The organism is Bradyrhizobium sp. Crot121 (assembly GCF_059512385.1).
In genome coordinates this window covers 1-21,524 of record NZ_JCAMOR010000030.1, presented here as the reverse complement: position 1 = coordinate 21,524, position 21,524 = coordinate 1, and the positions used below count along the sequence as shown (strand labels likewise).

General features: G+C 65.6%; 19 protein-coding genes and 1 riboswitch. Of the genes, 8 read left to right on the top strand and 11 right to left on the bottom strand.

The window, feature by feature from the left end; genetic code table 11:
• Window positions 1-28: 28 nt before the first annotated feature.
• From AC5ZGW_RS24505 to AC5ZGW_RS24490, 4 genes are all read right to left on the bottom strand, one after another.
• Window positions 29-418: an MAPEG family protein gene (locus AC5ZGW_RS24505; RefSeq protein WP_028167245.1), complete on the bottom strand. Its 390-nt coding sequence runs from the start codon at window positions 416-418 to the stop codon at window positions 29-31.
• A 25-nt stretch (window positions 419-443) separates the two neighbouring features.
• Window positions 444-1,517, bottom strand: a complete 1,074-nt coding sequence (locus AC5ZGW_RS24500) for a lipocalin-like domain-containing protein (protein ID WP_245474820.1) — start codon at window positions 1,515-1,517, stop codon at window positions 444-446.
• 156 nt (window positions 1,518-1,673) lie between these two features.
• Complete coding sequence (locus tag AC5ZGW_RS24495; RefSeq protein ID WP_130227313.1) at window positions 1,674-4,136, bottom strand: ABC transporter permease; 2,463 nt, start codon at window positions 4,134-4,136, stop codon at window positions 1,674-1,676.
• Entirely contained in the window at window positions 4,133-4,807 is a 675-nt protein-coding gene (locus AC5ZGW_RS24490) for an ABC transporter ATP-binding protein (protein ID WP_130227312.1), read from the bottom strand. Before AC5ZGW_RS24490 ends, AC5ZGW_RS24495 begins: the two co-directional genes overlap by 4 nt.
• A gap of 145 nt (window positions 4,808-4,952) precedes the next feature.
• Between AC5ZGW_RS24490 and AC5ZGW_RS24485 the strand changes: the two genes are divergently transcribed.
• Both AC5ZGW_RS24485 and AC5ZGW_RS24480 read left to right on the top strand, forming a co-directional pair.
• The gene (locus AC5ZGW_RS24485; protein WP_130227311.1) at window positions 4,953-6,245 is read left to right on the top strand and encodes an MFS transporter; all 1,293 of its coding nucleotides are present in this window, start codon (window positions 4,953-4,955) and stop codon (window positions 6,243-6,245) included.
• Between the two features lie 246 nt (window positions 6,246-6,491).
• On the top strand, window positions 6,492-7,016 hold the full coding sequence (locus AC5ZGW_RS24480; protein WP_496113972.1) for a DUF992 domain-containing protein: 525 nt from the start codon (window positions 6,492-6,494) through the stop codon (window positions 7,014-7,016).
• Window positions 7,017-7,211: 195 nt separating this feature from the next.
• On the opposite strand, the gene AC5ZGW_RS24475 is transcribed toward AC5ZGW_RS24480, so the two are convergent.
• Together AC5ZGW_RS24475 and AC5ZGW_RS24470 are read right to left on the bottom strand one after the other, a co-directional pair.
• Entirely contained in the window at window positions 7,212-8,930 is a 1,719-nt protein-coding gene (locus AC5ZGW_RS24475; protein ID WP_130227310.1) for an N-acyl-D-amino-acid deacylase family protein, read from the bottom strand.
• 130 nt (window positions 8,931-9,060) lie between these two features.
• Window positions 9,061-9,255 (bottom strand): hypothetical protein, encoded by a 195-nt coding sequence (locus AC5ZGW_RS24470; RefSeq protein ID WP_028167238.1) that lies wholly within the window; start codon window positions 9,253-9,255, stop codon window positions 9,061-9,063.
• Between the two features lie 170 nt (window positions 9,256-9,425).
• On the opposite strand from AC5ZGW_RS24470, the gene AC5ZGW_RS24465 reads away from it, so the two are divergent.
• Window positions 9,426-9,632: a hypothetical protein gene (locus AC5ZGW_RS24465; protein ID WP_028167237.1), complete on the top strand. Its 207-nt coding sequence runs from the start codon at window positions 9,426-9,428 to the stop codon at window positions 9,630-9,632.
• Between the two features lie 11 nt (window positions 9,633-9,643).
• Here AC5ZGW_RS24465 and AC5ZGW_RS24460 read toward each other — a convergent pair whose 3' ends face one another.
• Window positions 9,644-10,867: an MFS transporter gene (locus tag AC5ZGW_RS24460; RefSeq protein WP_130227309.1), complete on the bottom strand. Its 1,224-nt coding sequence runs from the start codon at window positions 10,865-10,867 to the stop codon at window positions 9,644-9,646.
• Between the two features lie 172 nt (window positions 10,868-11,039).
• Here AC5ZGW_RS24460 and AC5ZGW_RS24455 point away from each other — a divergent pair, with 172 nt between their 5' ends.
• Window positions 11,040-12,338 carry an ATP-grasp domain-containing protein gene (locus AC5ZGW_RS24455; protein WP_130227308.1) on the top strand — a complete coding sequence of 433 codons (1,299 nt, stop codon included), beginning with the start codon at window positions 11,040-11,042 and terminating at the stop codon, window positions 12,336-12,338.
• Here the strand turns inward: AC5ZGW_RS24455 and AC5ZGW_RS24450 are convergent.
• Complete coding sequence (locus AC5ZGW_RS24450) at window positions 12,311-12,472, bottom strand: hypothetical protein (RefSeq protein WP_165435317.1); 162 nt, start codon at window positions 12,470-12,472, stop codon at window positions 12,311-12,313. The genes AC5ZGW_RS24455 and AC5ZGW_RS24450 overlap by 28 nt on opposite strands.
• 84 nt (window positions 12,473-12,556) lie before the next feature.
• The gene (locus AC5ZGW_RS24445) at window positions 12,557-14,821 is read right to left on the bottom strand and encodes a TonB-dependent receptor (protein ID WP_496113971.1); all 2,265 of its coding nucleotides are present in this window, start codon (window positions 14,819-14,821) and stop codon (window positions 12,557-12,559) included.
• Between the two features lie 112 nt (window positions 14,822-14,933).
• Window positions 14,934-15,131, bottom strand: a riboswitch (cobalamin riboswitch).
• 182 nt (window positions 15,132-15,313) lie between these two features.
• Here AC5ZGW_RS24445 and AC5ZGW_RS24440 point away from each other — a divergent pair.
• The 4 genes from AC5ZGW_RS24440 to AC5ZGW_RS24425 all read left to right on the top strand — a co-directional run bounded on the left by AC5ZGW_RS24440 (window position 15,314) and on the right by AC5ZGW_RS24425 (window position 18,949).
• Window positions 15,314-16,288, top strand: a complete 975-nt coding sequence (locus tag AC5ZGW_RS24440; protein WP_433994562.1) for a FecCD family ABC transporter permease — start codon at window positions 15,314-15,316, stop codon at window positions 16,286-16,288.
• On the top strand, window positions 16,285-17,058 hold the full coding sequence (locus tag AC5ZGW_RS24435) for an ABC transporter ATP-binding protein (RefSeq protein WP_130231283.1): 774 nt from the start codon (window positions 16,285-16,287) through the stop codon (window positions 17,056-17,058). The genes AC5ZGW_RS24440 and AC5ZGW_RS24435 overlap by 4 nt, the downstream gene beginning before the upstream one ends.
• Window positions 17,058-17,888, top strand: coding sequence for an ABC transporter substrate-binding protein (locus AC5ZGW_RS24430; protein ID WP_130231281.1), 831 nt, complete (start codon window positions 17,058-17,060; stop codon window positions 17,886-17,888). The genes AC5ZGW_RS24435 and AC5ZGW_RS24430 overlap by 1 nt, the downstream gene beginning before the upstream one ends.
• A gap of 386 nt (window positions 17,889-18,274) precedes the next feature.
• Window positions 18,275-18,949, top strand: coding sequence for a DUF938 domain-containing protein (locus AC5ZGW_RS24425; protein ID WP_130231279.1), 675 nt, complete (start codon window positions 18,275-18,277; stop codon window positions 18,947-18,949).
• 126 nt (window positions 18,950-19,075) lie between these two features.
• On the opposite strand, the gene AC5ZGW_RS24420 is transcribed toward AC5ZGW_RS24425, so the two are convergent.
• Together AC5ZGW_RS24420 and AC5ZGW_RS24415 are read right to left on the bottom strand one after the other, a co-directional pair.
• Window positions 19,076-21,145 carry a prolyl oligopeptidase family serine peptidase gene (locus AC5ZGW_RS24420; protein ID WP_130231277.1) on the bottom strand — a complete coding sequence of 690 codons (2,070 nt, stop codon included), beginning with the start codon at window positions 21,143-21,145 and terminating at the stop codon, window positions 19,076-19,078.
• Window positions 21,146-21,226: 81 nt separating this feature from the next.
• A partial coding sequence (locus tag AC5ZGW_RS24415; RefSeq protein WP_496113970.1) for a hypothetical protein occupies window positions 21,227-21,524 on the bottom strand: 298 nt, incomplete at its 5' end.

Here is a 21,524-nt window from a genome sequence, read left to right as displayed (position 1 = left end):
GAATAGCCGTCAATCTCAAATAACCCTCTCAGGAAATCACCTTCCACGTCGCGGCCCCCAACGCGCCACCCCACAGCACGATGCACACCAGCGCCTGGATGCCGAAGCCGGGGCCGCGCTTTTCGACGGCTTGGCGATAGCCGATGAAATAGACGATGCGGCCGATGATCCAGACCACGCCGAGCGCGGCTGCGATCGCGTCGCTGATGTAGATCGCAAACAGCCACAGCGAGGGCAGGAAGATCGGCATCCATTCCAGCGTGTTCATCTGCACCCGGAAGATGCGCTCGAAATCTGGATCCCCCGAGATCGCCGGCAGCTTGACGGCGAATGTGTAACGCGCCCGCGCAACGGTCGCCGAGGTGAAGAAATAGAACGCGATCGCAAGGCAGGTGACGATCGCCGTGTCGTGATACATGGAGAGCCTCCCTTGAAGTCGCCGCTCAATAGCCGGTCAGTTCGAGATAGCCGACGCCGGCATGGCTGCCGGCAAAGCTGATCGGGCCCTCCCAGTAGGAAAAACCCGTTCCCATCCAGCTTCGCGCGTTGAGCGGCCTGGTTTCGATCTTTACCCCGCGCGCAGGGATTTCGATACGCCATGACGTCGGCACCTTGCGGCCGCCGATCTCGGTGAAGGCGATCGGCATGATGCTGTTGTCGCTTGAAGCGATCTCGCTGGAACGGCCGTCCGGCTCGATCCAGTTGCCGAATAGGTTGCTCTTGCCGTCCTTCTGGCGCAGCCGGTAGAGCATCAGCTTTTCGTCGTTGGGCAGATGCAGCGAGAACCAGTCCCAGCCGGTCTGGTCGGACGCGAGCGGCTGGCTGCTCCATTCGCGGTCCATCCAGGCCTGCCCGGTGACGTCGACAGGCTTGTCGTCGATGACGATGCGGCCGGCCGCCTTGAAGAAGGGCTGGCTGTAGTAATAGGACGCCTGTCCGCGATCGGACTTCATGCTGTAGCCGCGGTCGCCCTGCAGCACCAGCGCCCGCTCCGCATCGAGCCGGAGCTCGTAACTGAAATCCGCGCCCGTCGCGCTGAGTTTCAGCGGCGCCACTTTGTCCGCATTGAAGCCGTCGAGCCCACGCATCTCCCAGGCATCGATCCAGCCGACAAACGGACTCGTCTCGACGCCGGCCTGCCCGACGCCGCCGCGCGCAAATGTCTCGGAATAACGGTGCGTGTCGGCGCGCGTGACCGCGGCATGTCCCATCCAGATTTGCTGGTTGGCCCAGCCTTCAAGCTGCGCGCCCGCGCGCATCGCCTGCCGGAACAGCGTCCATTGCAACCCGTGGGCGGTGCCCGCCGCATCGACGAGGTTCGCGGTCACATACCACCATTCGATGCGGAATTCCGGATGCGGGCCGTGATCGAGCGGAAAGACGAAACTCTTACCAGGCGTGACAGGCGCAAACCCGTCGGCGGTCTCGCCGAGCCCCGCGAAGCCTTGCGCACGGGCATGGCCTCCAAGGCCAACTGCAAGCGCGCCGCCGACAAATGCGCGGCGCGAGATTTTCACCTCTCCCGCTTGCGGGAGAGGTCGGCGCGAAGCGCCGCGTGAGGGCTCTCTCCACACGGACAGTCCCATCGTGGAGACACCCTCACCCCAGCCCTCCCCCGCAAGCGGGGGAGGGAGCGCAGCCACCATTGCGGATGCAATTCGGCCCAGTCTCATTTAGCGCTCATTGACGAAGATGCGGATCAGATTGGCCGGCTGCATCCGCGCCAGCCGGATGACAGGCAATAGCGCAGCCAACAGCGCCGCCGCCAGGGCAACGCCGAGCAGCTCCACCAGTTGCAACGGAAACACCTGGAACGGCAAGCGCCAGCCGAAAGCCTTCACGTTCACGACCGCAAGCAGGCACCAAGCCACCAGAAGGCCGAGCGGCAGTGCAAACAGCGAGGTGATCAGCGCCACCGCCATTGTCTTCAGCAATTCGATCCGCGCGAGCCTCTCGCGCGTCAGCCCGATCGCCCACAGCGGCGCAAGTTGCGGTAGGCGGGAATTCGCCAGCGTCAGGAGGCTCGTGAGCAGCGCGACGCCGGCGACGCCGAGCGTGAAGGTGTTGAGTGCTGACGTAACCGAGAAGGTGCGGTTGAAGATGCGTTTCGACTCCGCCTTCACCGTCGTCTGATCAGCGACGCTGCGGTCATCGAGGCCGAACTTCTGCTGCAGCTCGGCAATCAGCGCGGGCACGGCGGGCGGTGGGACGCGGAGGCCGAACCGTGTCTGCGGCACTTCCGGAAAGTGCCGCGTCAGCGCGGCAAAGTTCACCGCCACCTGGCCCTTGGGATTGCCGTAGTCGGCATAGATGCCGACGATCTCGAGCGGCCAGTTGCCGCCCGGCGCGGGCACCTCGATCCGGTCGCCGATCGCAAGCTTCAGCCGCCGCGACAATTGCTCGCTGGCAAAGCAGGTGTCGCCGGCGCGCAGGCGGTCCCATCCATCCGACCGCGACTCCAGCAGCGGCCAGTTGTCGCGAAAGGTGGCCTGATCGGGCAGGCCGAGCACCTCGATCGGCATGCCTGCAAGCTGCGCATCCGCGCGGCCACCGGGCAGGATCGCCTGCACCTCGCTCCGCCCGCGCAGCCAGGCCTTGATCTCACTTGCCTGCGCATCGCTGGCCGCATTGACATAGACGTCGGCGGCGAGCCGTCCGTCGAGCCAGACCAGGAAAGTGCGGCTGAAACTTTCCACCATGGTACCGACACCGACATTGACCGCGAGCGCTAGCAACAGCGCCATCAGCGCCAGTGACAATCCCGAGAGCTGCTGGCGGCTGTCGGCCCAGAACCAGATACTGACCGGCCGCCCGGCGCTGCGTTGGCCGAGCGCAAGTGCGATCTCCAGAATCATCGGCAGGATCAGCGCGGCGCCGAGCATCAGCGCGGCGAGCACGGCAAAGCCCGAGAGCAGGGAATCGCCGAACCAGAGAAAGCCGCCGGCCACGGCAAAGGCGGCAAGCGCGGCAGCGCTCTGAAACACCAGCCAGCGCCGCTGCGCCTGCTGCCAGGCCTGCGGCTGCGCCGATGATAGCACCGGCATGCGGATCGCCTTGGCAAGGCTCGCGGCGGCGGCCGCCAGCGCGCCGAGGATGCTGATCGCGATGCCGGCGAGCCACCACTCGCCCTTCAATGTCAGTTGTCCCGGAATCTGCGCGCCATACAGCCCGCGCAACGAGGCCGCGACGTCGGGTAGCAGCGCCGCGGCGATGAAATACCCGCACACCAGTCCCACCAGGCCCGCGACCAGCGCGAGCGATACCAGCTCGGCTACCAGCACGCTGTTCAGCATCCGCGCCGACACGCCGCAGGCGCGCAAGGTGCGCAGCATCGGCAGCCGCTGCTCGAAGGCAAGCCCGATCGCGGAGTTGACGATGAAGAGGCCAACGAAGAACGACAACAGCCCGAACGCGGTCAGGTTGAGATGGAAGCTGTCGGTGAGGCGCTCGAGATCGGTTTCCGCGTTGGGCTCGACCAGGCGCAGCCGGTCGCCTGCGATGCTTTCGAGCGGCGCGCGCCTGGCGCTGGATTTGCCGATCAGCACGCGCGAGATTTGATCCGGCATCTTCAGGATCTGCTGCGCGATCCCGATATCGACGACGAGCACGCCGGGCACGAGCTGCGCCTGCACGCGGAGTGGCGGCAGCAGCACGCCGCCATTCGACGATGGCCGCTCGCCCTCTTTGAGGCCGAGGTCTGCCAGTGTCTCCGGCGCCACCAGCATTTCACCGGGCGGCGTGACAAAGGACTGCAGATCGGTCCGGCCGATCACGGGCGCAGTGCTGACTTCGCCCGGCAGCGTCACCGGCTCGATGCCGAGCAGCCGGAACGATCGTCCGCCGATCTGCGGGCGCCCCTCGACCACGGGCGAGACCGGCCAGCCGGCGCGGCGCAGATCGACGAAGAGGTGTTGCGGAAAACTGGTGCTGTCGCGACTGACGAGCATCGCGGTGCGGGTGCCGCCGAAGGTCGCCGCCGCCCGATCATAGGCGTTGCGCGCCTGCTGGTTCAGCGCCTGCACGCCGCTCCACAGCGCGGTCGCGGAGATCAATCCGATCAGCAGCGTCGCAAGCTGCATCGGATGCCGACGCCAATGGCTGAGCAGAACTGCCAGCGTCCACAGCGCCCGGCTCATGCGATCACCCCCGCATGCAAATTGACCCGGCGGTCGAGCAATGCTGCGAGCCGCGCGCTATGCGTCACCATCAGGAAGCCGCACCCGGTCCGCGCCACCAGATCGCGCGCCAGCGCCAGCACCTCGTCGGCGGTCTCTTCGTCGAGATTGCCGGTCGGCTCGTCTGCGAGCAGCAGCAGCGGCTTGGGCGCCAGCGCGCGGCCGATCGCGACGCGCTGCTGCTGGCCGCCGGACAATTGCTCCGGATATCGCTTCAAGAGCTGCGCCAGTCCAAGCCGCTGCACCAGTTCGTCGTGCCATTTCGGATCATGCCGTCCGGCGATCCGCGACTGAAAGGTAAGATTGTCCGAAACCATCAGGCTCGGGATCAGGTTGAATTGCTGGAACACCAATCCCAGCCGGTCGCGACGCAGTGCAGCACGACCGGCCTCGCCGAGGTTGGAAAGGCTGACGCCGTCGAGAACGATCTCGCCGCCATCGGCGGCATCGAGCCCGGCGATCAGGTGTAACAGCGTGCTCTTGCCGCTGCCGGATTCGCCGGTCAGCGCCACGCTTTCGCCCGCGGCAACCGCAAGGTTGACGCCGCGCAGCACCGCAATGTCCTCGCCGGCCGAACGATAGCTTTTCCTCAGGCCGGTGACCTCGAGCACGGGACGATTTCCACTTGGCATGCGCTGTCGATGCCACGGCAGGGCCGGCAGGTCAAAATCCACGGTTGCCTTGTCAGGAAACCCAAGGCTAGCATGGGGCACAACCTGGCCGACAGAGCCGAACAACCGAGCCGAGCAAGCGAGAAAACCACGGGGAGAACCAAGCATGACCGCACAGCCGACGCCGAAAGGCGCCTGGAAGATCACCTTCCTCCTGTTCCTGTTCATGCTGGTGAACTTCGCGGATAAGATCGTGGTCGGCCTCGCCGGCGTGCCGATCATGACCGAACTGAAACTCGATCCGGAGCAGTTCGGCCTGCTCGGCTCCTCCTTCTTCTTCCTCTTCTCGATCTCGGCCATCGTGGTCGGCTTCATCGTCAACCGCGTCGAGACCCGCTGGGTGCTGCTGGTGCTGGCGCTGATCTGGGCGCTGGCGCAGTTCCCGATGGTCGGCACCGTCGGCTTCGCCACGCTTCTGATCTGCCGCATCATCCTCGGTGCGGGCGAGGGGCCCGCGGCGTCGGTGGCGGCGCATGCCATCTTCAAATGGTTCCCCGACGAGAAGCGAACCTTGCCGATTGCGATCCTGTCGCAGGGCTCGGCGTTCGGCGTGATCCTGGCGGTCCCGGCGCTGAACTGGATCATCGTCAATCACGACTGGCACTATGCGTTCGGCGCCCTCGGGATCGTCGGGCTGATGTGGGTGGTGGCGTGGGCGATCCTCGGCAAGGAAGGCCCGCTGGTGGAGAGCGCGGCGACGGCGGCCAGCGAGCAGCGCATTCCCTATTCGCGGCTTCTCACCTCGCGGACCTTCGTCGGCTGCGTTGCCGCCACCTTCGGCGCGTACTGGGCGCTATCGCTTGGGCTCACCTGGTTCACGCCCTTCATCGTCAAGGGACTCGGCTATTCGCAGCATCAGGCCGGCTTCGTTTCGATCCTGCCATGGGTGTTCGGCGCCGTCGTCGTCATGCTCACGGGCTGGGTTTCGCAGTCGTTGCTGGCGCGCGGTTTCACCACCCGCGGCGCGCGCGGCGTGCTCGGCTCGGTGCCGCTGATCGTCGGCGGCATCATCATGGCCATCATGCCCCATGTCGCGCCGGGCGGAATGACGATCGCGCTGCTCGTCTTCGGCTCCGGTCTCTGCGGGTCGATCTATGTGGTCTGTGCACCGATGATCGGCGAGTTCACCCCGGTGTCGCAGCGCGGCGCCGTGATCTCGATCTATGGCGCGCTCTACACGCTTGCCGGCGTCGTGGCGCCGGCGGTCATGGGCAGCGTGATCCAGCACGCGGGGAATCTGTTCGACGGCTACATGACCGGCTTCACCATCAACGCCGCGATCATGATCACATCCGGATTGCTCGGCCTGCTCTTGCTCTGGCCCAACACCGAACGCGCAAGGCTGCGCGGCGAAGTGGTGCCCTCAAGCGAATTGAAGAGCGCGGTATCCCCGACATAGTTTCGGTGTAGTGAGGCTAACACAGCATCCGCACACTCGAACCGCCTCTCCCACAAGGGGAGAGGCGGGAGCGCGCAGCGCCGTTCTCGCGCTTTCTTCGCGCCGTTTTCGTGGGGCAGGCAAAGCGACTTGTCCGCCGTAACTCGAACAGCGAAGGCAAAGTCAGCATCATCACCCGATTGTGGATGTCTGCCGAGGTTTCCCCGAGTTACAAGCGAGCGTTGAAATGTCAGATGGAGTGTCGCAGTGAACAAGAAAGTGATATTCAGAACGCTGAATGGCCTTGCAATCGGGGGAGCCTTGGCACTCGGGTTGGTAGCCGTTCCGGCTACGGCTCAGCAACCGGGGCGAGTGAGGGTCGGAACGCTTTCCTGCAATATCGCCCCTAGCGTCGGCATGGTTATCGGGGGACAGCAGCAACTGAGCTGCATCTATGCATCTGCACGAGGCAGGACGCGTGACGCCTACCAGGGCACTATCAGCACGTTTGGGCTGGACATCGGTGCAACGTCCGGCGGTCAACTTGCGTGGGCCGTCTTTGCGCCGACCACGCTGCGCCGGGGAGCGCTGGCAGGAAGCTATGGTGGCGCCACCGTCGACGGTACGATTGGCGTCGGACTGGGGGCCAATGTCCTGGTCGGAGGTTCAGACCGCACTGTCAGCTTGCAGCCGGTGTCGGTCGAGGCCCAGACCGGTCTGAATGTCGCGGCGGGTATATCCAACATGGAGCTACGGCCGGCCGCGCCGCCCGCACGTCGAAGACCCTCATGAGCCAACCATAGTCGGCGCTGCCAAAGTTCTGCGGCAGTGTGCCTGATCGGGTAAGCAATATTTCGTCCTTGTAGGGTGGGCAAAGCGACTTGTCCGCCGTAGCTCGAACAGCGAAAGCGTGCCCACCATCGCGAGCACAGCGCGTGATGGTGGGCACGTCGCTGCGCTCCTTGCCCACTCTACGCCGCTACGCACCTAATGCATCGCCTGCGTACCGCGAATAAGCCGGCCTGGCCTTGCGCCGGTGGCCGCGCCGCCGCGCTGCGTCACTACGCCGGAGACGATCGTCGCGTCATAGCCGTCGACCTGCTGCAACAATCGGCGGCCGCCTACGGGGAGATCGTAATGCACCTTTGGCGGATGCAGATGCAGCCGGTCGTAATCGATCACGTTGACGTCGGCTTTGTAGCCGGGCGCGATCAGGCCGCGATCGGCGAGGCCGACCGAGAGCGCGGTCTTGCGCGATTGCACCGCGATCACGAAGGGGATCGAGAGCTTCTCGCCGCGGGTGCGGTCGCGGGTCCAGTGCGTCAGCAGATAAGTCGGGAAAGAGGCATCGCAGATGATGCCGCAATGCGCACCGCCGTCGGAGAGGCCGGGCACCGAATTCGGGTCCAGCAGCATCTCGCGGGTCGCGTCGAGATTGCCGTCGGAATAGTTGAGGAACGGCACGTAGAGCATGCCGCGGCCCTCGTCGGTCAGCATCGCGTCATAGGCGAGTTCTTCCGGGCGTTTGCCGAGCCGGCGCGCCTGCGCGCCCAGCGTGTTCTCCGGCGGCTGCTCGTAGTCGGGCGGATTTCCGAGCAGATACATCTTGTCGTAGTTCGGCCGGAAGAACAGCGGATCGTCGGTGTCGCTGGCATTCTCGGCGAGGATCGCGGCGCGCACTTCAGGTTGGCGCAACCGCGCCACCCGCTCCTTGAGCGGCAGGTGCGCGATCGCCTTGTAGCTCGCATGGGTCTGGAACGGGTTGCGCGACAATTCAAGCCCGAGCATCAGCCCGACCGGACGCGCGGCGATCTGCGCGGTGATCGACAGCCCGCGGCGGCTTGCCTCGTTGATGGTGTCGAGCGTCTGGCGCCAGCGCCGCGGCGACTTGTCGTTCTGGGTGATCGAGAACGAGATCGGGCATTTCGTGTTCTCCGCCACCCGCAGCATCATCGGCAGGTCTTCGTGGACGGTGGAGAGATCGAGCACGAATTGCAGCACGCTGCGGCCGACGCCATGCATCGCGCCGGCGATCGCGGTCAATTCGTCCTCGCCCGCCTTCAAGGTCGGCGTGAAGTCGCCGGTCGAGGTGCGGTGGTTGAGGGTGCGCGAGGTGGAGAAGCCGAGTGCGCCGGCGCGTACCGCGTCGCCCGCCAGCGCCGCCATCTGCCTGTTATCCTCCACCGTGGAAGGATCGCGCCGCGCGCCGCGTTCGCCCATCACATAGACACGCAGCGCCGCATGCGGCAGTTGCGCGCCGATGTCGACGTCGAAGCTGCGCTTCGACAGCCAGTTCATGTAGTCGGGAAAGCTCTCCCATTCCCAGGGAATGCCGGCGCTCAGGACCGGCTCGGGAATGTCCTCGACGCCTTCCATGAGCTGGATCAGCCTGGTGTGGTCGCTGGGCCGGCACGGCGCAAAGCCGACGCCGCAATTGCCCATGATCGCCGTGGTGACGCCGTTCTGCGAGGAGGGCGTGATGTCCTGGCTCCAGGTCACCTGGCCATCATAGTGGGTGTGAACATCGACGAAGCCTGGCGCCACCAGCTTGCCGCGGGCGTCGATCTCCTCCTTGCCTTTGCTCGCGACCTTGCCGACCTCGGTGATCTTGCCGTCCGTGATCGCCACATCGGCTTCATAGAGGTCCCCGCCGCTGCCGTCCGCAATGGTGCCGCCGCGGATCACGATATCAGGCGCTGAGGTCATGGCGCTTCATCCCGATTTGTTGTTGTTGCCGCGCATCATGGATCGCCCTCCGAGGCTGTCAACCGGCAGTGGTGGGGCTCTGCAATGCGCTATGGCGCCGCAACCTGGAAATATGCGGTGACGTCAAAGCCTAGTCCATGTCGCGGAAAGCGTGACCGTTGGTTTCGATCCTTTTCACAAGATCTGGCGGCAATTCGGCTTGTGCCGCCGTGCCGTCAAATGCCCATTGCTTGGGATCGGCCAGATCAGGAAGACCGGCCCCTTTGCGCACATAAAGGCCTAACGTCGGCTTTTGCGGATTAATATAGAGATCGTACTCCTGCATTGAGATGTCTCCTCTTCTGTTGCCAGCTCAGGATCGCATCAAGCCGCGTTGGCTCGCCTCCCTGTCAGATTATCGCGATCGGTTACAGCCGTAAGCATTTAGTTCGAGGCAGTGATCGGACCGTAACAGGCGCACCGCAGAGTCCCCTCGTATCACTGCGGAGACCTCTCGTGACCGCGACCACCATAGCCAACGAGCGCGCGCTTTCCATGCAGCCAGCCGAGGCCGGCGATCACGCTATCGGCGCCACGCGCGTGCCGACACGTCGAGACCGGAGCGTTCGCGCGCTTCAGACCATCTATCTCGGTATCGCCTGTTATGTCGGCCTGAACGATTGCGCGGATCGTCTGGAAGCAATCGCCCGCGAGGACACCTGAAAAATAGGTCGTCAGGCCGCGGCGCGCGCTTCCGATCCCTGCGGCTTGCGGTCGGTGACGAGCGCGAGCAGCACCGTCAGCACCATGAACGCGGCGGACGCGCCGAACACCCAATGCGGCAGGTTGTGGTCCATGATCCAGCCGAACAGCAGCGGGCTTGCGATGCCGCCGAAGTTGAAACCGGTGGAGACGATGCCGAAGGCGCGGCCAGCCGCACCGGGAGGCGCCGCGTTGCGCACCAGCATGTCCCGCGAGGGCGTGATCACGCCGCCGAGGAAGCCGGCCAGGCCGAGCGCTGCGGTCAGCACTGCCGATGGCGGGTTGACCAGCGCTATCAGCAGCACGATCGCGGCATTGACCACAAAGCAGGCCGCCGCCACCTGGCTATGACGGTGGGTGCGGTCGGCGAGATAGCCTCCGGCGAGCACGCCCGCCGCGCTGGCGCCGAGGAACGCGGTCAGCGCGATATTGGCCGACGAGAACGACACGCCATAGCCGCCCATCAGCGCCACCACGCCGAAATTATTGATCCCCGCGCTCGACAGGCTGAGCAGCGTGAAGAACACGGTCAGCACCATGATCGCCGGCGTCATCACGCTGGTTTTCACCTTCTCACTGCCCTCGGGCCTGTCCTTCGCGGCGCCCGCGTCGGGGATGCCCATGACGACGAGCAATAGCGCCACCAGCGGGCCGATAGCGCCGGCCACCATCAGCGCGCCGAGCCCGCCGATTGCCGCGACCAGCGCCGCCATGATCGCCGGCGCCACCGCGCCGCCGAGGAAGCCGGCAAAGGTATGGACCGAGAACGCCCGGCCCATCCGCGCCTCGTCCATATGCGCCGACAGGATCGCGTAGTTGGCAGGGTGATAGACGCTGTTGGCGAGCCCGAGCGCGATCGCGCTTGCGATCAGCGCCGGATAGCTCAAATGCGCACCGAGCCCGATCAGGGCAAGGCCGCCGAGGCAGAGACCGATCAGGAGAATTTTGCGCGCGCCGATATGGTCAGCGAGATAGCCGATCGGCGCCTGCGTCAGGCCGGAGACCAGCGCGAATACGGTCAGCGCGAAGCCGAGCTCGATATAGCCGACACCGAGCCGCTCTTTCAGGAACGGGAACAGCATCGGCAGCACGAAGATATGGAAATGGCTAACCCAATGGGCGATCGAAATCCCCGTCAGCGTGCGCACCGCGCTGTCGGTCTTCAATTGCTGCAGTGCGGCGAGAACATCAGCCATATCCGTGAGAAGCCCCTAAATGTGACGCCCGGCGGGGCTTGTCTCGAAAATATCGGCTGAGCGTTATTTGTCCATGAAGGCCACTGCATGGCTGCCCCGGCGAACCGCGACCGAGCGACATGCGGCATTAAAGCGGCAAGACAAGCAACTCGCATTGCAGCAATGATCTGGCATGACCGATCCGGCAACAAAGCTGCGCGTCCTGATCCCCGAGGGGGCGAGCACCTCGGCGCGCGAGGCGATCACGATCCTCGGCCTTGCCGGGCACCATGTCGAAGTCTGCGATCCCTCGCCCTGGTGCCTGTCGCGCTATTCGCGCTTCGTGCGCAAATTCCATCGCTGTCCGGGGTTGCGCCACGATCCCGAGGGATTCCTCGGCTTCATCGAGCGGCTGCTGGAGGCGCCGTTCGACGTGCTGCTGCCGACCCATGAGCAGGGCTTTCTGTTCGCGCGCGCCGAGGCGCGGCTGAAGGGCCGCGTCGGCCTGGCGCTGCCGCGGTTTGGCAGCTACCGGATGGCGCACGGCAAGGCCGGCTTCAGCCGTCTGCTTGGCCAATTGGGCCTGCCGCAGCCGCCGACTCGGATCGTGACGTCGGAGAGCGAGCTGCGCGACGCCATCCGCTTTCCTTCCGTGATCAAGACCTCGGTCGGCACCGCGAGTCGCGGCATCTGGTTCGTGCGCGACGAAGCCGATTTCAACATCGCGCTGTACGAGCTCGGCGCGGCCGACACCTTCGCCGACGAGCTTCTGGTGCAGGATCTCGTCACCGGCACCACCGAAAAGGCGCAGTCGGTATTTTGCGAGGGCAGGCTGGTCGGTTTCCATGCCTATCGGCAGATCGCGCCCGGCGTCGGCGGCGGCGAGGCGATCAAGGAAAGCGTCAGCCGTCCGCAGGTGCGCGCCTATCTGGAAGCGATCGGGGGAGCGCTGGCTTGGCACGGCGCGCTGTCGGTCGACTACGTGATGCCGATCGACAGCCCCGTGCCGCTCCTGATCGACTGCAATCCGCGTTTGGTCGAGCCGCTCAATGCCTTCCGCGCCGGCACCGATCTGGTCGATCTCCTGCTGCGCGTATCGCTCGGCGAGACGCCACAACCCTTGCCTGAGAGTCGCGCCGGCGTGCGGACGCATTTGGCGATGCAGGCGCTGCTCGGCCACGCCTCCCGCGGCGGCACCAGGCGCGACATTCTGGTCGAGTGCGGCGATCTCTTGAAGACCTCGGGGCCCTACAACGCCAGCACCGAGGAGCTGACGCCGGTGCGGCTCGACTGGCTCAGCGCCGTGCCGCTGACGATGACGGTCGGCCTCACTCTGGTCTCGCCGAAACTGGCAAAGACGGTCGCCCGCGGCGGCTTCGGCGCGCATCTGCTCGATGTGAAGAGCATCCGCAAGATCGAGCGCGACGATTTCGCGGGACTGCATCAACCTGCAAATCTCGCGTCTCACAACGGTTCGTCGTCGGGGCCGTAGCGATCGCGCTTCGGTGTGGCGATGTCGCCGTCTTCGTAGTCGTCGTCCTCCTCGTGACGCGCAGGTGGAGGCGGCGGCCTTGGCTTGCCGCCTTCCTGCTTCGGAGGTTGGCTTCTCTTCCCGATCCCGCCCATGTCGATCTCCCGCCATCACGACATAATGGCTGATTCGGGCGGAACAAGCCGGTCCGCGCGTGGCTCGCGGACCGGCCGATCGCTTCAGAACGTGGCGCCGGCCTTCACCAGGAAAGTCCGACCCGGCAGCGGATAGGCGCTGAAGCGGCCGGGCGTGAAGTTCGAGGCAATGGCGTAGTCGTAATAGAGCGCATTCAGGACGTTGTTGACGCTGACCGACCAGAAGAAATGCTCATAGGCGCCGCTGAGCTTGAGGTCGATCGTCGCATCGCCCGGAATGCGCGTTTGCGTATTGGCCTGATCATTGTCCATGACGCGCGAGCTCCAGGCGCGCAGCGTGGCATCGAACACGAGATAGTTGTCCCAGACATTCCAGGTCACGCCGAGATTGCCGGTGTAGCGCGACACCAGCGGCACGTCGTTGCCGGCGAACTGTCCCTCGCGGAACACCGCGCGCGTGTAAGCCATGCCGCCGCGCAGCGACACGGTATCGCTGACGCGCAGCGAGGCCTGCGTCTCGGAGCCATAACGCCGGGTCGGATCGAGGTTGATGTTGTAGAACAGCACCGGATTGAAATGGATCTCGTTCTCGAGGTCCATGTTGTAGATGCTGGTTTGCACCTGGAAGCGGCCCGTCTTGACGCGGAAGCCGGCTTCGACGTCGTGCGAGGTCTGCGTCTTCAACTGGAAATTCTGCGGCAACGGGTTGAAGTCCGCATCGAACGCGGGTCCGGTGGACGTGCGCTCGTCGACATCGGGCGTGCGAAACGCGTGCGCGGCGCGGGCGAACACCGAGAACATTTCGGTGAAGCGATGCTCGACGCCGACATGCAGCGCGTAATTGGTCTCGCTCTGGTCGAGCGGCGTCGCCTGCGCGTCGAAGGCGAACGGCGCGTTCGGATCGTAGCGGTCGCGCGCGCTGAGCCAGGTGTTCTGCACCCGCGCGCCATAGGAGAAATCGGTGGTGGGCAAGAGGCCAACCGTGTGCTGCCAATAGCCGGCGAGCGACTGCTGCGACAGGTCGTAGGTATGGATCGGTGGCACGCCCCGGAACGCGCCGCGCTGCTGGTGGAACGTTGCATCGTAATAGTCGATGCCGGTCAGGATCGACGAGGGAATCCCGAAGATCGAATTGCTGATGCTCAGCCGCGGCGTGATCGACCAGGTCTGCAACGCGGCGTCATTGTAGGTGGATGCCGCGCTGATGAATGGCGAGGTGCCGAAGAACGCGCCTTGCGTGTCCTTCTGGCGGTAGCCGCCATCGACGATCAGGTCGACACCGTTCAGGAGCGTCTTGGTGAAGCCCGTCGTCGCGCTCGCGCCCTGCTGGTTGCCATAGTCGAACGGCGTGGCGGCGCCCTTGCGATCGGTGACGAGCTGATTGACGCCGATCGAAGGATCGACCAGCCTGCCGCCGGGAAAGCCCAGCTTCTGGTCGTCGCCGGTCACCGTCAGGAAGGCTTTCAGGTCCGGCGTCGTGTAGTTGAGATTGCCGACGCCGTTGCGCTGGTCGAGCGCATTGTTCACGCGGTAGCCGTCGGACTTGATGCCGTTGCCGTAGAACGACGCCGACCATGGTCCCGAATTCATCGCGGTCGAGATCGCGGCCATGCGCTGGTTGAAGGAGCCATAGCCGGCTTCGCCGCGGATCGAGACCGGCGGGCCGCCGACACCGGTCTTGGTGACGATGTTGATCACGCCGCCTATCGCATTGTCGCCGTAGAGCACGGCGCCGCTGTTGCCGCGGGTGATCTCGACGCGCTCGATCGAATCGAGTGGGATGGTCGACAGATCCACCTGCGCCATGTCGATGTCGTTGAGCCGTCGCCCGTTGAGCAGGAACAGCGTGTTGGCGGTGGCGAACGCGCCGAAGCCGCGCAGGTCGACCGAGGTCTTGGCGCCGTTCACGCCGCCATAGAGCGATTGAAGCTGCACGCCGGGGGCCTGCGCGATGATCTCGGCCAGAACCTGGGTCGGCGAATGCGCGATGTCGTCGGCGGTGATCACGGTCGAGGACGTCCCGACAATGCCGGCAAATTGCGGGCCGCCGCCACCGCCACCGGATGAAGCTCCGCCAGCGGCGGCGCCGCCAGCGCCCGCGCCGCCGGCCGGCTGCGCGTTGGTCGGCACCTGGCCCGGCGCGGGACGCCGGGGACCTGGAGTGCCGTCGGAAGCGGGCTTGGCACGGGTGCGGTTGTGGTCGCCGGGCGCCCTGACCTCGACCGGCGGCAATTGCTCGGAGGGCGCTTCCTGCGCCTGCGCGGCGGAAACATACAAAGCGGGCGCCAGCATGCTCGACGCGAGCAGCAGCGCGCGGCGTTGCTTGGTGGCTGTGGTAGCAGAGAACATCGGCGAGACCTCGGTATGACGTCAGTGGCACGTCACAGCGAACCAAGGCTCACCATCGCGTTTCGCGCTTCAGGTGAAGCAAATGCCTGTACTCCCCGACCGACATCGTCGCGTGTGACCACGTATGACGGCAGGTCTCCTGGCTCGCGGGTCGTTACCCTTCGTCGCCTTCCCAGGACCGAGACTCCCAGTGGCATATGACGAAGGATTCACCGCATACAGTTGCGGGGGCAGCCGCGGCTTTACGGGAAGTTTCCCGGTACCGCATTCCCTTTTGATCCCGATAGGAACCGTCGGGGCCATCTAGGATTTCGGCGGCACGTGAGTCAATCCCGGCGAAACTGCGGCTCCCTGGCTCCCATACGTTTTTTTGTTCCGGTGTCGCTTGTCTGCCACCGAATTCGCTGCAAGAAGCAGGGCGCGATGAGTGCACAGGATTTCACGATAGCGGCGGGTCTGGCCGCGCGGCGGCGGTTGGGGGCGACCGTTGCAATGATTGCGTTGGTTGCCTTGCTGATGCTGATCTCGCTCGGCACCGGCCCGGTGCGGCTGTCGCCGCTGACGGTGATCGAGGCGCTGTTCGGTGGCGGCAGCGATGTCACGCAGGTGATCGTGCGCGAGATTCGCCTGCCGCGCACCATCCTGGCGTTTGCGATCGGCGCCATCCTCGGTCTGTCAGGCGCGGCGCTGCAAGGCCTGTTGCGCAATCCCTTAGCCTCGCCCTCGCTGTTCGGCGCGCCGCAATCGGCGGCGTTCGGTGCGGTGCTGGTGATCGCGCTGGGGTTGGCTGACGTCCGCTCCTATGCGCTGCCGGTCGCCGCCATCATCGCCGCATTCGGCTCGGTCTTCGTGCTGCTCGCGATCGCAGGCCGCAATGCGGGCCTCTTGATCCTGATCCTCGCCGGGCTTGCGATCTCGAGCCTTGCGGGCGCTGCGACGGCGCTGGTGATGAACCTCGCGAGCAATCCGTTCCTGGCGCTCGAGATCGCGTTCTGGCTGCTCGGCTCGCTGGAGGACCGCAGCTTCCAGCATGTCGCGCTGGCGCTGCCGTTCATCGTCGCCGGCGCGGCCATCCTGCTGTCGCAAGCCAGCGCCTTCCGCGCGCTCACGCTCGGCGAAGAGACCGCGCAAAGCCTCGGCGTCGATGTCGGCCGCCTGCGCCTGTTCGTGATCGCAGGCGTTGCGCTCGGCGTCGGTGGCGCGGTGGCGGTCACCGGCACCATCGGCTTCATCGGCCTGGTCGCGCCGCATCTGATGCGGCCCGTCATCGGCCACGATCCGGCGCGGCTGTTGGTGCCGAGCGCGCTTGCCGGCTCGGCGCTGTTGCTCGCGGCCGACATCGCGGTGCGCATCATCCCGTCGACGTCGGACATCAAGGTGGGCGTGTTGACCTCGATCATCGGCGTGCCGTTCTTCCTCTATCTCATCATGCGCGAGCGTCGCGCGCTCGGCGGAGGCGTCGCATGACGGCGCTTGTTGTAGAACACCTCAACGTCGTGCTCGCCGGCCGCCGCGTGCTCAACGATGTGTCGCTGCAACTCGCCTCCGGTCATCTCGTCGCGCTGGTCGGTCCGAACGGCGCCGGCAAAACCACGCTGCTGCGCGCGCTCGCCGGCCTCATTCCCTCCGACGGCGTCATCAAGGTGGGAGGCGAGGCGCTTGCCGCGCTGCCGCTGCGCGAACGGGCCAAGCGCTTCGGCTATCTTCCGCAAGGGCACATGGTGCATTGGCCGCTGCCGGCGCGCGACATCGTCGCGCTCGGCCGCTATCCGCATGGCGCGACCGATCCGGCGCGGCTGTCCCCGCGCGACACTGAGGCGGTGGTGCGGGCGATGCAGGCGGCCGATGTCATGGAGTTCGCGAAGCGGCGTGTCACCGAGCTTTCCGGCGGCGAGCGCAGCCGCGTTGCGCTGGCGCGCGTGTTCGCGGTGGAGGCGCCGATCATCCTGGCGGACGAGCCGACCGCCTCGCTCGATCCGCGCCACCAGATCGACGTCATGAAGGGTTTGCGTGCCGCAGCCGATCAGGGCGTGCTGGTGATCGTGGTGACGCACGACCTTGGCCTTGCCGCGCGCTTTGCCGACCATGCGCTGGTGCTGGCGCAGGGCCGCCTCGCATCGCAGGGCGCGCCGGCGGATGCGCTCTCGGAAACGGTCATGGCCGATGTGTTCCGCGTCAGCGCCTTCCGCGCCGAGCATCAGCGCGAGACGGTGATCGTGCCCTGGGCGGAGATCTGATGGGCCGGCTCGCGGCATGCCTTGCAGCGCTCGTCTTGTCCACCACTGTCGCGCATGCGGCGAGCCCGCCGCGGATCGTCTCGATGAATGTCTGCAGCGATCAATTGCTGCTCTCGCTCGCCGATCCCCAGCAGATCCTGGGCCTCAGCCGCTACTCCCGCGACGCCTGGCAATCCTTTGCCGCCGATCAGGCGCGCCGTTTCCCGATCCTTTCCGGCGGCGCGGAGGACGTGCTGGTGCTCAAGCCCGACATCGTCGTCGCCAGCCTGTTCGACAAGCGCGCAACGCGCGAGCTTCTGAAGGCAAACGGCCTCCATCTCGTCGAGTTCAGCGTGCCGCGCACGCTGGACGAGGTGAAGGACCAGATCCGCGAGATGGGCGAGATCGTGCAGCATCCGGACCGCGCGAAGGTCGCGATTGCAAGATTAGATGCCGCGATCGCCCGAGCGCGCCAGGCCGCGACCGGCAAGCACTATCGCGTGCTGCCGCTGGCGCGCCGCGGCTGGGTATCCGGCAGCGACAGTCTGGTCTCCTCGCTTCTGACCGAAGCCGGCCTGCTCAATCCCGCCGGCGACCTCGGCGTCGCTGCCGGCGGCTACGCCTCGCTGGAGGCGCTCGTGCAACTGAGGCCGGATTTCATCCTGGTGTCGGAGGCCGGCGACCGCGCCGAAGACAACGGTCGCGCCTTCCTGCTGCATCCGGCGCTGGAGCACTTCTACCCGCCAGCGAGGCGCATCGTGCTTCCCGAACGTCTCACCGTCTGCGGTGGCGTGATGCTCGCCGATGCGCTGGATGTGCTGACGAAGGAATTGCAACGCGTGGCACGATAGCTCGCAATGACGAAGTCGTAGCCCGGATGAAGCGAAGCGTAATCCGGGATTCGTGCCACTTGCTCCACCGTTCCCGGATTACGCTTCGCTGCTCCGGGCTACGGACTCTCCCCTCGTCATTCCGGGGCTCGCGTAAGCGAGAACCCGGAATCCATTTCTCCAGGGGCGCATGGGGCGCAATGGATTCCGGGCCTGCGCCTTCGGCGCATCCCGGAATGACGAGCGGAGAGATGGGGGCGCCCGCCCGGATTTCGCTGCGCTTCATCCGCGCTACCGACGTAACCATTATGACGGAGCCGCGCTCAAATCGCGCATTGCGACGACGCGCACGGAATAGCAGGATCGCTACGGTGTTGCGTTATGTACGATAGGAACAGGAGAGCATCGTGGCAGAGTTCGTGGTTGAATTCGGCAAAGACGGCGGGCGGGTCGAGGCCGACGGCCGGCTCGATGCGGCGGCCTTTCATCGCAACCATCAGCCGATCTGGGCGGTGCTGGAGAAATTCCTCGCAGGGCGTTCCGGCGACGTGCTGGAGGCCGGCAGCGGCACCGGCCAGCATGTCGTGTATTTCGCTGGACAGACCCCCGATATCACCTGGTGGCCGAGCGATCTCAACGACGCCCATCTGAAGAGCATCGCGGCCTGGCGCGCGTTCGCCGCCCTTCCGAATATCCGTCCGCCGCTGCGGATCGATCTCTCCGATCCAGCCTGGCCCGGTGCTGCGCCCGAGGGCGGCGAGCTGCCAAAGCTGCTCGCGGTGTTCTGCGCCAATGTGATCCACATCGCGCCCTGGTCCGTCACCGAGGGCCTGTTCGAAGGCGCCGCACGCCGCCTGCGCGACGACGGCCGGCTGTTCCTCTACGGCCCCTTCAAGCGCGACGGCAAGCACACCGCGCTCAGCAATGCCGTGTTCGACACGTCCTTGCGCAATCAGGATCCCGATTGGGGCGTGCGCGACATCGCCGACGTCGAGAAGCTGGCGGCGCGCGTCGGCCTGTCACTGGGCGCGACTATTGAAATGCCCGCGAACAACATGATCTTGGCCTTCGCGCGCGGCTGATTCCCGTTCGTCATTCCGGGGCACGCGAAGCGTGAACCCGGACTCCATTGCGCCACATAGCCAGGCGGAGAAATGGATTCCGGGCTCGATGCTGTCGCATCGCCCCGGAATGACGGCGGAGAATGATCACGCCTCACCATCCACCCACCCGATCTTCTCCCTCAGGAACCCAAGCCCCAGCGCCATGAAGGCGGCGCGTTCCTTGTTGTCCTTGCCATAGCCGTGGCCGCCTGCCGCGGGCTCGTAGAGATGGGCTTCATATCCCATTGCCTGCAGCTTGGCAGTCATCTTGCGGGCGTGGCCGGGATGCACGCGGTCGTCGCGGCGCGTGGTCGCGATCAGGATCGGTGGATATTTTTGGCCGGGCGTCGCCATGTGATAGGCGGAGTAGGTCTGCAGCCACGCCCATTCTTCAGGTTTGTCGGGATCGCCATATTCGGCGATCCAGCTCGCGCCGGCGAGCAGCTTGGTGTAGCGGCGCATGTCGATCAGCGGGATGGTGCAGAACAGCGCGCCGAAGCGTTCGGGGTAGCGCACCAGCATGTTGGTGATCAGGATGCCGCCGTTCGATCCGCCCTCGGCCGCGATCCGCCCGGGCCGCGTGACGCCGCGCTTCACCAGATCGGCGGCGACGGCGGCAAAGTCGTCATGCGCCAATCGCTTGCCTGCGTAGCGGCCGGCGTCGTGCCAGCTTGTGCCGAACTCGCCGCCGCCGCGGATATTGGCCTCCACGATGGTGCCGCCGCGCTCCAGCCACAGCTTGCCGAGCGCCGGGTTGTAATATGGCTTCATCGCCAGACCAAAGCCGCCATAGGCGGTCAGATGGACCGGCGCATCGCCGGTCTCCGTCGCCGGGCCGGTCTGCACATAGGGGATGCGTTCGCCATCGACGGAGATCGCCTCGTGCTGGGTCACCACGAGTCCATCCGCGCTGAACGTCCTCGGTGCCTGCTTCAGCACCGTGGGCGCCCCGACCTTCTCCATCAGCATCAGCGAAGATGGCGTCAGCGGGTCCTGCACATTGGCGAACAGGTCGCCCCTGCTTTCGGAAACATGGCTGTCGAGGCGCCAGACATCGACGACGCCGATCCCGGGCAGCCCTTCGAGCCGCGCGCGCGTCCAGCCGGCGGCCGATGGCATGCAGATCTCGAACACCGGCCGCAGTTCATCGAGGATCGATAGCACCAGCCGGCCCGCGGTCCAGAAGAAGCCTTGCAGCGCTCGCCGCGGCTCCGGCTCGAACACGACGGTGAAATCGCGGCTGCCCACGAGGAAGGCCGACAACGACACGCCGAGCACGGTATCGGGCGCATAGGTCTTGCCACCGACCGTCCACGGCTCGCGCAGCTTGACGACGAACCAGTCCTGATCGGCGAGCAGCCAGATGCTGGTGGGCAGATCGAGCTTCGTCTTCGCGCCCGTCTCGTCGCCGAGCCAGGCGCTCAAGTTGAAGAAATCGAGCCGATCGACGAACCAAACCCGTGGGACCGGTCCGGAATCATCGACCTGAGCGGACGCGCTCATATGATCCGCCGGCACGTCGAACACGACAGGCGCGCGCTCCACGACCTCGCCGCGGCGCCACAGCCTGACGGTCCGCGCATAGCCCGAATGGGTCGCCATGCCCTCGCCATAGGCGCTCGACAGCAGCAGCGTATCGTCGTCGACCCAATCGACGCCGCCCTTGGCCTCGGGCAGCACGAAGCCGTCGGCGACGAAGCGCTTCGCCTCCATGTCGAACTCGCGCAGCGTCACCGCATCGCTGCCGCCGCGCGACAGGCTGAGCATCGCGCGCCGATCATTTCCCGGCCGCATCGACGTCCAGTTCAGAAGCCAATCCTCGCCTTCGTCGGCGGCAAGCTGGTCGACGTCCAGCAGGATTTCCCAGTCGGGATCGGCTTTGCGGAATTCGTCAAGCGTCGTGCGCCGCCACAAGCCGCGCGGATTCTGCGCATCCTTCCAGAGATTGTAGAGCAGCCCGCCGCGCCTGGTGACATAGGGAATGTTGTCCGGCCGGTCGAAGATCGCGGCAAGTGTGTCGCGATCGGCGGCAAATGATGCGCCGGCAAATTTCTCCAGCGTGAGCCGGCTCTGCCCCTCCACGAATTCCAGCGCCCGCGCGCCCTCGATCTCCTCCAGCCAAAGATAGGGATCGTCATCGGGAGCAGCGATCGTAGGCCTGTCGTCGATGGTCATCGCGAGAACTCCAAGGGCGGACACAGCTATCGATGTAGGCACTCGCACCTGCGCTGTCCAATAGCGCCCCGCACACCACCGTCATTCCGGGGCGCGCGTAGCGCGAGCCCGGAATCCATTGCGCGGCATACTCAGCGGCTGGATGGATTCCGGGCTCGATGCTTCGCATCGCCCCGGAATGACGGGGGGAGAAAAATTCACCAGCGATTCCAGAGTGATTTGCCCTGTCCACTCGTCGCACAAAAAACATTCGGCTTTCGCCGTCGGGCAAATCAGTGATTTAACTCCGCGCGTCTCACCCGAGATGAGGGGCGGGTCGCGATCGTCACGAACGTTGCGGTGAGATGCGGTGGACGAGGATGTCACGACTGACGAGCGT

Bases quoted from the DNA above. Each gene is read 5' to 3' on its own strand.
- AC5ZGW_RS24475 (WP_130227310.1), bottom strand. From the start codon at position 8,930: ATGACCTCAGCGCCTGATATCGTGATCCGCGGCGGCACCATTGCGGAC.
- AC5ZGW_RS24485 (WP_130227311.1), top strand. From the start codon at position 4,953: ATGACCGCACAGCCGACGCCGAAAGGCGCCTGGAAGATCACCTTCCTC.
- AC5ZGW_RS24495 (WP_130227313.1), bottom strand. From the start codon at position 4,136: ATGAGCCGGGCGCTGTGGACGCTGGCAGTTCTGCTCAGCCATTGGCGT.
- AC5ZGW_RS24445 (WP_496113971.1), bottom strand. From the start codon at position 14,821: ATGTTCTCTGCTACCACAGCCACCAAGCAACGCCGCGCGCTGCTGCTC.
- AC5ZGW_RS24450 (WP_165435317.1), bottom strand. From the start codon at position 12,472: ATGGGCGGGATCGGGAAGAGAAGCCAACCTCCGAAGCAGGAAGGCGGC.
- AC5ZGW_RS24490 (WP_130227312.1), bottom strand. From the start codon at position 4,807: ATGCCAAGTGGAAATCGTCCCGTGCTCGAGGTCACCGGCCTGAGGAAA.
- AC5ZGW_RS24460 (WP_130227309.1), bottom strand. From the start codon at position 10,867: ATGGCTGATGTTCTCGCCGCACTGCAGCAATTGAAGACCGACAGCGCG.
- AC5ZGW_RS24440 (WP_433994562.1), top strand. From the start codon at position 15,314: ATGATTGCGTTGGTTGCCTTGCTGATGCTGATCTCGCTCGGCACCGGC.
- AC5ZGW_RS24505 (WP_028167245.1), bottom strand. From the start codon at position 418: ATGTATCACGACACGGCGATCGTCACCTGCCTTGCGATCGCGTTCTAT.
- AC5ZGW_RS24470 (WP_028167238.1), bottom strand. From the start codon at position 9,255: ATGCAGGAGTACGATCTCTATATTAATCCGCAAAAGCCGACGTTAGGC.
- AC5ZGW_RS24420 (WP_130231277.1), bottom strand. From the start codon at position 21,145: ATGACCATCGACGACAGGCCTACGATCGCTGCTCCCGATGACGATCCC.
- AC5ZGW_RS24430 (WP_130231281.1), top strand. From the start codon at position 17,058: ATGGGCCGGCTCGCGGCATGCCTTGCAGCGCTCGTCTTGTCCACCACT.
- AC5ZGW_RS24455 (WP_130227308.1), top strand. From the start codon at position 11,040: ATGACCGATCCGGCAACAAAGCTGCGCGTCCTGATCCCCGAGGGGGCG.
- AC5ZGW_RS24435 (WP_130231283.1), top strand. From the start codon at position 16,285: ATGACGGCGCTTGTTGTAGAACACCTCAACGTCGTGCTCGCCGGCCGC.